At 61.4% G+C, this 11,857-nt stretch carries 14 protein-coding genes; 10 read left to right on the forward strand and 4 right to left on the reverse strand.

What is annotated here, in order from left to right; all coding sequences use genetic code 11:
- Positions 1-298: 298 nt before the first annotated feature.
- Complete coding sequence (locus OHD62_RS18175; RefSeq protein WP_263786714.1) at positions 299-847, forward strand: RBBP9/YdeN family alpha/beta hydrolase; 549 nt, start codon at positions 299-301, stop codon at positions 845-847.
- Here OHD62_RS18175 and OHD62_RS18180 read toward each other — a convergent pair.
- Positions 844-1,617: an HpcH/HpaI aldolase family protein gene (locus OHD62_RS18180; protein WP_263784253.1), complete on the reverse strand. Its 774-nt coding sequence runs from the start codon at positions 1,615-1,617 to the stop codon at positions 844-846. The two genes, OHD62_RS18175 and OHD62_RS18180, sit on opposite strands and share 4 nt — an antisense overlap.
- 123 nt (positions 1,618-1,740) lie before the next feature.
- Positions 1,741-2,061: a DUF1476 domain-containing protein gene (locus tag OHD62_RS18185; RefSeq protein WP_263784254.1), complete on the reverse strand. Its 321-nt coding sequence runs from the start codon at positions 2,059-2,061 to the stop codon at positions 1,741-1,743.
- A 275-nt stretch (positions 2,062-2,336) separates the two neighbouring features.
- Between OHD62_RS18185 and purC the strand changes: the two genes are divergently transcribed.
- Positions 2,337-3,131, forward strand: a complete 795-nt coding sequence (gene purC / locus OHD62_RS18190; protein ID WP_263784255.1) for a phosphoribosylaminoimidazolesuccinocarboxamide synthase — start codon at positions 2,337-2,339, stop codon at positions 3,129-3,131.
- Positions 3,132-3,172: 41 nt separating this feature from the next.
- A complete protein-coding gene (gene purS / locus OHD62_RS18195; RefSeq protein ID WP_263786716.1) occupies positions 3,173-3,415 on the forward strand; it encodes a phosphoribosylformylglycinamidine synthase subunit PurS in 243 nt (80 codons plus the stop codon).
- 62 nt (positions 3,416-3,477) lie between these two features.
- On the opposite strand, the gene OHD62_RS18200 is transcribed toward purS, so the two are convergent.
- Positions 3,478-4,647 carry a hypothetical protein gene (locus OHD62_RS18200; RefSeq protein WP_263784256.1) on the reverse strand — a complete coding sequence of 390 codons (1,170 nt, stop codon included), beginning with the start codon at positions 4,645-4,647 and terminating at the stop codon, positions 3,478-3,480.
- A gap of 393 nt (positions 4,648-5,040) precedes the next feature.
- Between OHD62_RS18200 and purQ the strand changes: the two genes are divergently transcribed.
- The 3 genes from purQ to OHD62_RS18215 are packed head-to-tail and all read left to right on the forward strand — an operon-like array spanning position 5,041 to position 6,812.
- A complete protein-coding gene (gene purQ, locus OHD62_RS18205) occupies positions 5,041-5,709 on the forward strand; it encodes a phosphoribosylformylglycinamidine synthase subunit PurQ (protein ID WP_263784257.1) in 669 nt (222 codons plus the stop codon).
- 46 nt (positions 5,710-5,755) lie between these two features.
- Positions 5,756-6,166 carry a hypothetical protein gene (locus OHD62_RS18210; RefSeq protein WP_263784258.1) on the forward strand — a complete coding sequence of 137 codons (411 nt, stop codon included), beginning with the start codon at positions 5,756-5,758 and terminating at the stop codon, positions 6,164-6,166.
- 4 nt (positions 6,167-6,170) lie between these two features.
- Positions 6,171-6,812 carry a Pr6Pr family membrane protein gene (locus OHD62_RS18215; RefSeq protein ID WP_263784277.1) on the forward strand — a complete coding sequence of 214 codons (642 nt, stop codon included), beginning with the start codon at positions 6,171-6,173 and terminating at the stop codon, positions 6,810-6,812.
- A gap of 32 nt (positions 6,813-6,844) precedes the next feature.
- Here OHD62_RS18215 and OHD62_RS18220 read toward each other — a convergent pair whose 3' ends face one another.
- Positions 6,845-7,015, reverse strand: a complete 171-nt coding sequence (locus tag OHD62_RS18220) for a DUF1127 domain-containing protein (RefSeq protein WP_412177393.1) — start codon at positions 7,013-7,015, stop codon at positions 6,845-6,847.
- Between the two features lie 173 nt (positions 7,016-7,188).
- Here OHD62_RS18220 and OHD62_RS18225 point away from each other — a divergent pair, with 173 nt between their 5' ends.
- The 4 genes from OHD62_RS18225 (at position 7,189) to OHD62_RS18240 (ending at position 11,842) form a co-directional block, all read left to right on the forward strand.
- Positions 7,189-8,595 carry a PLP-dependent aminotransferase family protein gene (locus OHD62_RS18225; RefSeq protein ID WP_263784281.1) on the forward strand — a complete coding sequence of 469 codons (1,407 nt, stop codon included), beginning with the start codon at positions 7,189-7,191 and terminating at the stop codon, positions 8,593-8,595.
- Positions 8,596-8,738: 143 nt separating this feature from the next.
- Complete coding sequence (purL, locus tag OHD62_RS18230) at positions 8,739-10,970, forward strand: phosphoribosylformylglycinamidine synthase subunit PurL (RefSeq protein WP_263784282.1); 2,232 nt, start codon at positions 8,739-8,741, stop codon at positions 10,968-10,970.
- Complete coding sequence (locus OHD62_RS18235; protein ID WP_263784284.1) at positions 10,967-11,491, forward strand: hypothetical protein; 525 nt, start codon at positions 10,967-10,969, stop codon at positions 11,489-11,491. Before purL ends, OHD62_RS18235 begins: the two co-directional genes overlap by 4 nt.
- 117 nt (positions 11,492-11,608) lie before the next feature.
- On the forward strand, positions 11,609-11,842 hold the full coding sequence (locus OHD62_RS18240) for a BolA/IbaG family iron-sulfur metabolism protein (RefSeq protein ID WP_006206026.1): 234 nt from the start codon (positions 11,609-11,611) through the stop codon (positions 11,840-11,842).
- Positions 11,843-11,857: the final 15 nt, after the last annotated feature.

The raw sequence follows: 11,857 nt of genomic DNA on the forward strand, positions 1-11,857 counted from the left end.
GAACTCTCCGTTTGGGCGGCGCTTGACGAAGCTCCAAAGGCCAGGAGCCCGGCACCACCGATCATCGTACGTCGTGTCAGCGCCAAAACCTCGGTCTTTCACGGCTGTCTCTTCCCAGTGACAGATCGTTGATCACGATCGTTCACACAAGACGGCAGGAAGCGAACAAGGTGTTCACTATTGTGATCAAATGCGTCGAACGGCTTTGGCTTAGCGCATGATCCTATCCAAAAACCGTTCCCACTTTTTGGGATCATGCGCGGTTGCATGCGGCGACGCCGCTCGCTACATGCGCGCCATGAAAGTCAGGGATGCAGATATTCTCATCGTGCCGGGCTATACCAATTCCGGCCCGGACCATTGGCAAAGCCGCTGGCAAGCGAAATTGTCGACGGCACGCCGCGTCGAACAGGCGGAATGGTCGAAGCCGGTGCGCGACGACTGGACGGCGCGCGTAGCGAAGGCAGTCAACGAGGCCGAAAGGCCGGTGGTCATCGTCGCGCATTCGCTTGGCGTCGCGACGGCTGTCCAGGCCATGCCGCAGTTCCAGCGACCGGTGGCCGGCGCCTTCTTCGTGGCGCCGCCCGACGTCGCCAACCCCAAGATAAAACCGAAGCACCTGATGACCTTCGGCCCCTACCCGCGCGAGCCGCTCAACTTTCCCTCAGTGGTGATCGCCAGCCGCAACGACCCGTTCTGTGCCTTCGACGTCGCCGAAGACATTGCCGGCGCCTGGGGCTCGCTGTTCATCGACGCCGGCGATGCCGGCCATCTCAATGCGGATTCCGGATTCGGCCCTTGGCCCGAAGGCTCGATGACATTCGCCAAATTCCTGACGGACCTTTAGGATCCGATCGAATCCCTGACGTTCTTCAGCAGGGTTTTTGCCCCGAGCGCAATGAGCGAATGCTCGGAGCCCATGGCCAGCAGCCGGTAGCCCATGGCCACTACACGGCCGGCGACGGCTGGCTCCATGACATAGATCGCGGCGTGCTTGCCGGCCTTGCGCGTGCGCTCCGCGATCGAGGCGACCGTTTCCATCATGCTTTCCAGCGTCGAATTGACGGTGGTGCCTTTCGACCAGGCAATCGAGAAGTCCGACGGGCCGAGGAAGATGCCGTCGATGCCCGGCGTGTCGAGGATGCCGTCGAGCGCATCGAGCGCCGCGCGCGTTTCGACCATGGCGAAGGCCATGGTGCGCTGGTTGCTATCGCGCAGCCAGTCGGCATGGTCGCCCTTGCCGTGGCGCGGAAAGGCGTAGGTCGGGCCCCAGGAGCGCTCGCCGAGCGGCGGGTATTTCATGGCGGCGGCGAACAGCCTGGCGTCCGCAACCGAGTTCACCATCGGCGCGATCACCGCCTCGGCGCCGAAATCGAGCGCGCGGCTCGCCATATCGAAGCGGCCGACGGGAATACGCACCAGCGCCGGCTTGCTGGCGGCCAGGACCGGCGCGATACCGCGCAGCACACTGTCCTCATTGTGGCCGCCATGCTGCATGTCGAGCGTGACGGCATCGAATCCCTGTTTGGCCAGGATTTCCACCGTCAAGGCATCCGGCACACCGGACCACGCGGTGCACAGCGTTTCATCCGCCGCCAGGCGTGACTTCAGGGACATTGGCGCTTTCCTTGTTGGGTAAAGGCCTGCGGACAGGCTCTGGCGTAGTTTCAGCCGGAAACGACGGCAAAGGCAAAGAAAAACCGCCCGGCTGGGACGGGCGGTCTATTGGTCCAGAATCTATCAGGTATTTTTGATCTGTTCGATGGCCTGCGCCATCAATTCATCCATGGTGCGACGGATCTGATGATCCGACTGATCGACGCCCCCCTCATCGAAATCCTTGCGGATCTTGCGAAAAACGTCGTGATCGCCGGCTTCCTCGATATCGGCGACGACCACCTGCTTGGCGTAGGCTTCGGCATCGGCGCCAGACTTGCCCAGTTTTTCCGCTGCCCACATGCCGAGCGCCCTGTTGCGGCGGGCCGAGGCTTTGAACCGAAGCTCCTCGTCGAATGCGAATTTGCGCTCGAAGCCCTCTTCGCGGTCTTTCATGCTGCTCATGGCATCCCTCCGATGAAATCCGATTCGTTGATGGTGAATATGTGTGCTGGGCGAGCACAAATCAAAAGGCCGCGGGGCGGTCAATATGCTACATCACTTGCTGTGCTGCGGCATTTCATTCCGGAAAGCGGTGATTGAAAGGATTTGCCGATTGAGCAAACACCGCGATTGAGATAGACACCGGCATTGAACCCTAGCCGTCGCCTCACTAATTTAGGCTGACGGACAGGAACTGGTCGCTTGCCGCCTGCCCGGAAATCCAGAGAAAAAATCAGATGAAAAATCGCCGCCGCATTTATGAAGGCAAGGCCAAGATCCTCTATGAAGGACCTGAGCCGGGTACACTGATCCAGTTCTTTAAGGACGACGCCACCGCCTTCAACAAGAAAAAACATGAAGTCGTCGATGGCAAGGGCGTGCTCAACAACCGTATTTCCGAGCATATCTTCAACCATCTCAACCGGATGGGCATTCCGACCCACTTCATCCGCCGGCTCAACATGCGCGAGCAGTTGATCAAGGAAGTCGAGATCATCCCGCTCGAGGTGGTCGTGCGCAACATCGCCGCCGGCTCGCTGGCCAAGCGCCTCGGCATCGAGGAAGGCACCGTGCTGCCACGCTCGATCATCGAATTCTACTACAAGGCCGATGCGCTTGATGATCCGATGGTGTCGGAAGAGCACATCACCGCGTTCGGCTGGGCAAGCCCGCAGGAGATCGACGACGTCATGGCGCTGGCCATTCGCGTCAATGACTTTCTGTCCGGCCTGTTCATGGGCGTCGGCATCCAGCTCGTCGACTTCAAGATCGAGTGCGGCCGCCTGTTCGAGGGCGACATGATGCGCATCGTCGTCGCCGACGAGATCTCGCCCGATTCCTGCCGGCTGTGGGACGTGGCGACGCAGGACAAGCTCGACAAGGACCGTTTCCGCCGCGACATGGGCGGTCTGGTCGAAGCCTACCAGGAAGTTGCCCGCCGCCTCGGCATCATGAACGAGAACGAGCCGCCGCGCCCGACCGGGCCGGTGCTCGTCGCCTCCACCGAGCCGCCCAAGGGCATGAAGCACTAATATTTCTTGCCGCTCATTTTTTGAACAGGAGCATGTCCAGCGTGATCAAGGCCCGCGTCACCGTAACCCTCAAGAACGGCGTGCTCGACCCGCAAGGCAAGGCGATCGAACACGCGCTGTCGGGACTGGGTTTTGGCGGCGTCGGCCAAGTACGCCAGGGCAAGGTCTTCGACGTCGAGCTCGCGGAGACCGACAAGGCCAAGGCCGAGGCTGATCTCAAAGCCATGTGCGACAAGCTTCTGGCGAATACGGTGATTGAGAATTATAGTGTAACGCTTGGATAGGGTTGCGTCTTCGCAGGTGATTGTGCGACGGCGTCTCCCAGCCGGCGAGGTAATGATCCGGTCTAGACCGGGATCGGTTTCTGCCGCCCGCGAATCCACAAATAGTAGACCGCGACCGCGCCAGCGACGATCATGAGCAGTCTATAAAACATTCGCTTGACATCGCCGCCGTCGAAAATCTTGTCAATCGCTTCAGGGCTGGCCGGATTTCGCAGCACCTCGACCTCAGTGCCGATCGAAGTCGGCATCTTCATAAAGAAATCTCCGAATACACCGAACGAATATTCACCTTCAGGAGTGCGATAGGTGAGCTTTGCGGTTGGAATTTTCGTTATGCGCCAGGCGCCAGCGCCCAGCGCCGGGGTTGAAGGAACTGTCGCAGCGTCGGAAGAGCAATCCGCACGGGAGCGCTCCGACCAGCCACGCCTGACTTTCACTTCCAGCACACATTGCATGCCGGTCTCGACCACCTTTGCCTTTTGCCGCTCCCAGGTGAACGTGTGAATGAAGCGGGCGGTGGCGGGCTTCATCGATGATGCGCCGAGATAGAACAGCGCCGCTGCCAACCCCGTCAGTACGACCTTTGCCACGAAACGGCCGGACGCCAGGCTCCATTTCGTCCGCTCCATTGCGGCCAATTGGATAGCCCTGACGCGCGGATCATCGGAGAGCTGGTTTGGATCACGACCCTCAGCGATCATCCACCGCAAATTCAGCATCACAAGGATGTTCACCCACCCCAGCAGCATCACGATCAGGAGGTGGCCATGCAACCGATAGAAGGTTGTGTGAAAGCTTGCAGCGCAGGCGGTGGCAAGATCGACCCGCGCAACGCCGCGACGCCCACCATCATACCACGCCCCATGTCCAAACATGAGCGGCAGTAGCAGCAGCAGGCTGAGACATGTCCCGACCAGCAGTTGTTTTCGGTAGAGTTGAAAGCTTCTCTTGTAGCTGTAGACATCGAGCGCGTTCGAAAGAATCAAGCCGAACGGAATGATGCCCAAGCTCACCGAGAGGGTCGTCGCGACCATTAGCAGATATGCAAATGACTCTTCGCAGCGATTCAAATCAGTGCTGAGAGAGAACCAATTGGCGAAGAACGCCCGCGTGGCAGGAGAAGCTCCCCAGAAAAACACGCAAATGAAAGCAGCTAGAACCGCCACGACGGCGATTGAAGATCCCAGGGCGCGCAGTCTATGGTCTCGGTCCTTATTCTTATTGGTATCCACGCAGATCCCCGGTCTTTCGCAAGGAACATTCTTGCCGCAAACTAGGTGCCAGCAATATCCTGTTCTTGCTGAATGATTTTCAAACACTGCGAACTTAGAAGCGACCTGACGTGACCATATAGCTAACCAATCGATAAGCTGCCGGGAGATGGCACTAGGTCTTGCCGCGACCGTTTGACTACGGTTGATCGCTTAGATACAGACGCCAGATGCGGGCAGCGTCACCGAATGCGCAACACCTGGAAATGCCTCGTCGCAAGATGTTATCCTGTGTGTCGACTCGGTAGCCATGGCTGGGGATGGAGTGCCATTCTTTCTCTCCAACAACGGCGTCTGGTTGACCAACCACGTTCCGCCCCGGTATCTGCTAGAAATCTGCGAACGGGAACTGCCATGAAATCAGCCGTCGTTCTTCTCCCCGGCCTCAATCGCGACCGTGACATGATCGCGGCGCTGACCAAGATTTCCGGCAAGGCGCCGGCGACCGTCTGGCAGACCGACACCGAAATCCCTGATGTCGACCTGATCGCCATTCCCGGCGGCTTTTCCTTCGGCGACTATCTGCGCTGCGGCGCGATTGCCGCGCGCATGCCGGTCATGCGGGCGGTTGCCGAAAAAGCGGCCAAGGGTGTGATGGTGATCGGCGTCTGCAACGGTTTCCAGATCCTGGTCGAAGCCGGAATGCTGCCCGGGGCATTGATGCGCAACAGCTCGCTCAAATTCGTCTGCCGGCAGGTGAAGCTGCAAATCGCCAACGCCAACACTATGTTCACCCGCCGCTACCAGCCGGGCCAGATCATCCGCTCGCCGGTGGCACATCACGACGGCAATTATTTCGCCGATGCCGACACGCTTGCCCGCCTCGAAGGCGAAGGCCAGGTGGTGTTCCGCTATGCCGAAGGCACCAATCCCAACGGCTCGATCAACGACATTGCCGGTATCATCAACAGCCAGGGCAATGTGCTGGGCTTGATGCCGCATCCCGAAAACCTGATCGAAGCGGCGCATGGCGGCAATGACGGCCGGGCGCTTTTCGAAGGCGCGCTCGGCATCGCCGCCTGATATCTTTTTCGGAAATTCCTTTCATAAACGCGGGGGCGGACTGACCATGAGACTGACGAGCACCCGCCTTGTTCTCCTGGCCGCCGCCGGGCTTGGCCTTGCGTCCTGCCAGTCGAGCCCGAAGAGCGCACCGGTCCCGTCGGGCAAGAGCGCCTCGTTGCTGGCCATGGAGCAAGTCGCTATCGCCGCCCACAAATGCTGGATCGCCAGCAAGGATCCCGCCTTCAAATCCTACCAGATGGCCAATGAGCTGAATTCGTTCAGCGGCACGCCGCGCTTCCTGCTGGTGCCGGCCAAGCACTATGGGGGCAAGCCGCTGCTGGTGGTTCAGGCGAAGGGCAATTCCAGCCGCGTCGACGTGTTCGGTCCGCTAATGGCTGAGCCACTTGGCGCTCGGATCGGCTCGGACATTGCCCGCTGGCAGGCAGGCAATCCTTCCTGCACCGCCGCCGCATAGGGCGATGGGCCGGTTTCTGCAGATATCGGGTCTGGTCATTGGCCTTGCCGGGCTTATCCTGCAAATCTGCATCACCATCCCGGCGTCGATGGAAGCAGGCCGCAGTTTCCTCGGCTCGCTGATCTTCTATTTCAGCTTCTTCACCATCCTGACCAATATCGGCGCGGTGCTCGTTCACGTCTCGCTGCTGTCATCCAGCGGCTATGCCTGGTTTCCCGTCTTTGCCGGACCGCGGGTGCGGGCAGGCGTGGCGGCGGCCATCGCGCTGGTCTTCATCATTTACGCAACCGTTCTGACGCGGCTTTGGCAGCCGCAAGGGCTGTTCCTGGTCTGCGACGTGCTGCTGCACTATGTGACGCCGGTGCTGTTCGTGCTGTGGTGGCTGGTGGCGGGCGCCGATGGTTCGACCCGGTGGCGCGACATCTCCTGGTGGATGGTCTATCCCATCGCCTATCTGATCTATGTGCTGGCGCGGGCACCGATCGCCGGAGAGGTGCCCTACCCATTCCTCGATGTCGCCAAGAACGGCGCGGCCAGCGTCGCCATCTCAGCGCTGGCCGTCACGGGGCTGTTTCTGGTGCTATGCGTCATTGCGGTGCTTCTGGATCAGGGCGTCTCACGCCTGAGGGCTTCGAAAACCCGCTAGACTTGGCGTCCAGAACATGCGCCGGCAAAGGTTCAGTCCCAGAACGGCCTGAGACCTTCGTTATGGGCGTCGCAGCGTGAGATGCCGATATCCTTTAGCTGGTCGTCCGTCATTTCCAGCAAGGCCAGTCGGCTGCGACGGCGTTCCAGCATCCGGCTGAGCCAGCGCATCAGCGAGCCGAACATCAGGACCAATCGGTTCACGAAGCCACCTCGCCCCGACGGGCGAAGCGCCTTCCCGTGTAATCCGGCGTCGGTGTAATGAATTGTCTCGATTGTAGCCATTGTCTTCCACCAGAATTTAGCATTGCACCCTTTTTGGCGCGCGATTGATATGTATTGACTCTCGAAATGGTGCAATATACAAAATTGTCACCATGACAAATTGGCTTCCCGACCTCAATGCCGGTTCCGGCCCTCTCTATCAGCGCCTTGCTGACAGCATTGAGTCAGATATCGACAAGGGCGTCATCGCAGCCGGGGCAAAGCTGCCGCCGCAGCGCGATCTCGCCTATGATATTGGCACCACCGTCGGCACGATCGGCCGCGCCTATCAGCTGCTGCGCGAACGCGGGCTGGTGAGCGGCGAGGTCGGACGCGGCACTTATGTGCTCGCCCAACGCGTTTTGGATGCGAAGCCAGATCTGGAGCCTGCCATACAGGGCACGCGCCCTATCGATGCGCCGACTGGCAAGATGCGCTTCGACAGCACCGCCGCGCCCGATATCGGCCAGGGCGCCATCATCGCCGAGGTGCTGTCGCGTACGACACAGGACCATCCGCACGACATTTCGAGCTACACTAGGGATTTTCCCCAGCGCTGGTATGAAGCGGGCAGTCGCTGGCTGGCGCGCAATTCCTTCCGCCCCTCACCCGATTCGATCGTGCCAACGCTTGGCACCCATGCCGCTGTGATGGCGGCGATCGCCGCGCTGACCATGCCCGGCGATTATGTCGTGTTCGAGCACCTCACCTATTCGCAGATCTCACGCAGCGCCGGGCTGATCGGACGCCGCACCGCGCTGGTGACATCGGACAATGAAGGTGTCGACCCCGATGATTTCGAACGTGTCTGCGCGCAAAAACATCCCAAGATGATGTTCCTGATGCCGACGGCCCAGAATCCGACTCTGGTGACAATGCCGGCGGCGCGCCGGGAGGCGATTGCGCGCGTGGCGCGCGAATACAATGTCATCCTGATCGAGGACGACCTTTATGGCCACCTGACCGACGACCCGCAGCCGCTGCTGGCCGAATATGCGCCTGAGCGGACCATCGTTGCCGGCGGCCTGTCGAAATCGGTCGCCGCGGGCGTTCGCGGAGGCTGGCTGTCTTGCCCGCCCGCCTATCGCCACCGCATCCGGGTGGCGCACAAGATGATGACCGGCGGCCTGCCCTTCCTGCTGGCCGAGGTCGGCTCGAGGCTGGTGCTGTCCGGCGAGGCAGCGGAAATCCGCAAGCGCTGTATCGCCGAAATCCAGACCCGCACTGCCACAGTACGCGAGATGCTCGCCGGGTTCGATTTCAGGGCAAGGGATAATGTGCCCTTCGTTTGGCTGACCTTGCCCGACCCCTGGCTCTCCGGCACATTCAAGAATGCCTGCCTGGCGCAGGGCGTGCTGATCGATGACGAGGACGAATTCAAGGCCGGCCGTTCCGAGCAAGTCTTCCACGGCGTCCGCTTCGGTGTCTCGCAGCCACGGGAGAAGGATGTCGTCAACGGCATCGCGGTCATCCGCCGCCTGCTCGAGGAAGGCCGCGCCGGCTACGACAGTTTTTCCTAACCCCCCGGCGCGCCGGCGATCACGCATTGGCCGACGCAACGGTTTTCCGGCGTTTTTCGTCATCCAATGGGGTGTATCGCGCGAAAGCTTGCGATAAGAGGAGAGTCAAAAATCCCCTCTCCCACGGATACAAATCGCCGCTCATGACCATTTCCAATTCCGTGCCGATCACTCCGGAACTCATTGCCGCGCACGGGCTGAAGCCCGATGAATACCAGCGCATCCTCGACCTGGTCGGGCGCGAACCAAGCTTCACCGAACTCGGCATCTTCTCGGCGATGTGGAACGAGCACTGCTCCTACAAATCCTCGAAGAAGTGGCTGCGCACGCTGCCGACGACCGGCCCGCGGGTCATCCAGGGGCCTGGCGAGAATGCCGGCGTGGTCGACATCGGCGACGGCGATTGCGTCGTCTTCAAGATGGAGAGCCACAACCACCCCTCCTACATCGAACCCTACCAGGGTGCCGCGACCGGCGTCGGCGGCATATTGCGCGATGTCTTCACCATGGGCGCGCGGCCGATCGCGGCGATGAACGCACTGCGCTTCGGGGCGCCCGACCATCCCAAGACAAAACATCTCGTCGCCGGCGTTGTTTCCGGCGTCGGCGGCTACGGCAATTCCTTCGGCGTGCCGACGGTCGGTGGCGAGGTCAATTTCGACGCCCGCTATAACGGCAACATTCTGGTCAACGCCTTTGCGGCGGGCCTCGCCAAAACCGACGCGATCTTCCTGTCGGAGGCCAAGGGCGTCGGCCTGCCGGTCGTCTATCTCGGCGCCAAGACCGGCCGCGACGGCGTCGGCGGCGCCACCATGGCCTCGGCTGAATTCGACGACAAGATCGAGGAGAAGCGTCCGACGGTGCAGGTCGGCGACCCCTTCACCGAGAAATGCCTGTTGGAGGCCTGCCTCGAGCTGATGGCATCCGGCGCGGTCATTGCCATCCAGGATATGGGCGCGGCCGGCCTGACCTGCTCGGCGGTCGAAATGGGCGCCAAGGGCGACCTCGGCATCGAGCTCGACCTCGACAAAGTGCCGGTGCGCGAGGAGCGCATGAGCGCCTATGAGATGATGCTGTCGGAGAGCCAGGAGCGCATGCTGATGGTGCTGCGCCCCGAAAAGGAAAAGGAAGCCGAGGCGATCTTCCACAAATGGGGGCTCGACTTCGCCATCGTCGGCAAGACCACCGACGATCTGCGCTTTCGTGTACTGCATCAGGGCGACGAAGTCGCCAATTTGCCGATCAAGGATCTTGGCGACCAGGCGCCGGAATATGACCGCCCCTGGACCGAGGCGAAGAAGCCGGCGCCGCTGGCGGCCAGCGATGCACCGCAGGCGGATGTCGCCGACGCGCTGCTGAAGCTGCTCGGCGGACCGGATCTGTCCTCACGCCGCTGGGTCTGGGAGCAGTATGACACGCTGATCCAGGGCAACTCGCTGCAGCTTCCGGGCGGCGATGCCGGCGTGGTGCGTGTCGAGGGTCATCCGACCAAGGCGCTGGCCTTTTCCTCCGACGTGACGCCGCGCTATTGCGAGGCCGACCCTTATGAAGGCGGCAAGCAGGCGGTGGCCGAATGCTGGCGCAATCTTACCGCCACCGGCGCCTTGCCGCTGGCGGCCACCGACAACCTCAATTTCGGCAACCCCGAACGGCCGGAGATCATGGGTCAGCTGGTCGGCGCGGTGAAAGGCATTGGCGATGCCTGCCGGGCGCTCGGCTTTCCGATCGTCTCGGGCAATGTCTCGCTCTACAACGAGACCAACGGGCGCGGCATCCTGCCGACGCCGACCATTGGCGGCGTCGGGCTGATCGCCGACTGGTCGAAGATGGTGCGGATCGGCTTTGCCGCCGAAGACCAGATGATCCTGCTGGTCGGCGCGCCGCCAATGTGGGGAACGCATCTCGGCCAGTCCGTCTATTTCAGAGACATCCACAGCCGCATTGATGGTCCGCCGCCGCCAGTCGATCTCGACCATGAAAAGCGCGTCGGCGACCATGTGCGCGCGCTGATCGCCTCCGGCGTGGTGACCGCGGCGCATGATGTTTCCGACGGCGGCATCGCGGTTGCGCTGGCCGAGATGGCGATGGCCTCCGGCATCGGCGCAACCATTCCCGGCCTGGTCGGGACCGATCCGATCCCGGTCTGGTTCGGCGAGGACCAGGGCCGGTACCTCCTGACGCTGTCGATCGATCCGCAGAGCGAGCAATGGGACGCCATTCGCGATGAGCAGGGCAAGCTCGGCATCTTTGCGCCATGGATCGGCTCAACGGGAGGGAGCGAACTGAAACTTGGCGAGGCGCGTGCGATCCCGGTCAGCGAATTGAGCGGCGCCCACGAATCCTGGTTTCCCCGCTTCATGGATCAGGCCATTTGACGAGGCTGGCTGCCCGGGCACTGCTTGCAGTCGTTTTCTGGCCGTCGCTGTTCTTCTTCTGGTTTCTCGGGCCGTTCGTCTTTTTCCTGCTGTCGACGACCTCAAGCGAGGTTTGTCCCCGGCTGGAAACCCGTGCCGAGTTCCTGGCCGCAGCCAACGGCACGCTCCTGATGTTGGCCGTTCAGAGTCTTTTCTATGCGGTTCCGATCCTGTGCCTAGTCCTTTGGGGCCGGCTTTCGCCGGAGCCGGCGCGGGCACGACAAATCGTCACCTGCGTCAAGCTGTTTGGCGCGGCCATCGTCACGGGAGCGCTCTGGGAGTATGGCTCTTCGCTGGTCTGCGACGGTTACGGCCAGCCCTTCTTCTCGCCGCTCTGGCAGATGACGAGCTACCTTCCGATCGTCAGCATCGTGATCAACATTCCGCTCTATGTGCTGGCTTTCGGCCTTGGCCGTGCCTTCTCGACACGCGAGGATGTTCCCGCGGACGATGCGGTCCATCCGGAGCAGAATGGCTTGTGAGTCGCCAATCATCCTGGCACAGGAGAGAACCGCTTCAATACGGACCAGAAAGGCTTTAGGCTTACCCCGAGTCACATCGCACGGGCCGCACCTGCCCGCCCGAAACAGGAATTTGCCATGGCAATGGACGCCCACGACATCGAGAAACTGATCAAGGAAGGCATTCCAGACGCCAAGGTGACGATTCGCGACCTAGCCGGCGACGGCGACCACTATGCGGCCGAGGTGGTGGCGGAAAGCTTTCGCGGCAAAAGCCGCGTCCAGCAGCATCAGATGGTCTATGACGCGCTGAAGGGCAATATGGGCGGCGTGCTGCATGCGCTCGCCCTGCAGACCAGCGTACCGGACTGAAACTTCCAGCCGGCG

Origin of the sequence: Mesorhizobium sp. YC-39 (assembly GCF_025753795.1) — a bacterium.
Taxonomy (GTDB): Bacteria; Pseudomonadota; Alphaproteobacteria; order Rhizobiales; family Rhizobiaceae; genus Mesorhizobium.

Coding starts and splice junctions, on each gene's coding strand:
- OHD62_RS18185 (WP_263784254.1), bottom strand. CDS start 2,061: ATGAGCAGCATGAAAGACCGCGAAGAGGGCTTCGAGCGCAAATTCGCA.
- OHD62_RS18180 (WP_263784253.1), bottom strand. CDS start 1,617: ATGTCCCTGAAGTCACGCCTGGCGGCGGATGAAACGCTGTGCACCGCG.
- OHD62_RS18240 (WP_006206026.1), top strand. CDS start 11,609: ATGGCAATGGACGCCCACGACATCGAGAAACTGATCAAGGAAGGCATT.
- OHD62_RS18210 (WP_263784258.1), top strand. CDS start 5,756: ATGAGACTGACGAGCACCCGCCTTGTTCTCCTGGCCGCCGCCGGGCTT.
- OHD62_RS18215 (WP_263784277.1), top strand. CDS start 6,171: ATGGGCCGGTTTCTGCAGATATCGGGTCTGGTCATTGGCCTTGCCGGG.
- OHD62_RS18175 (WP_263786714.1), top strand. CDS start 299: ATGAAAGTCAGGGATGCAGATATTCTCATCGTGCCGGGCTATACCAAT.
- purC (WP_263784255.1), top strand. CDS start 2,337: ATGAAAAATCGCCGCCGCATTTATGAAGGCAAGGCCAAGATCCTCTAT.
- OHD62_RS18225 (WP_263784281.1), top strand. CDS start 7,189: ATGACAAATTGGCTTCCCGACCTCAATGCCGGTTCCGGCCCTCTCTAT.
- purL (WP_263784282.1), top strand. CDS start 8,739: ATGACCATTTCCAATTCCGTGCCGATCACTCCGGAACTCATTGCCGCG.
- purQ (WP_263784257.1), top strand. CDS start 5,041: ATGAAATCAGCCGTCGTTCTTCTCCCCGGCCTCAATCGCGACCGTGAC.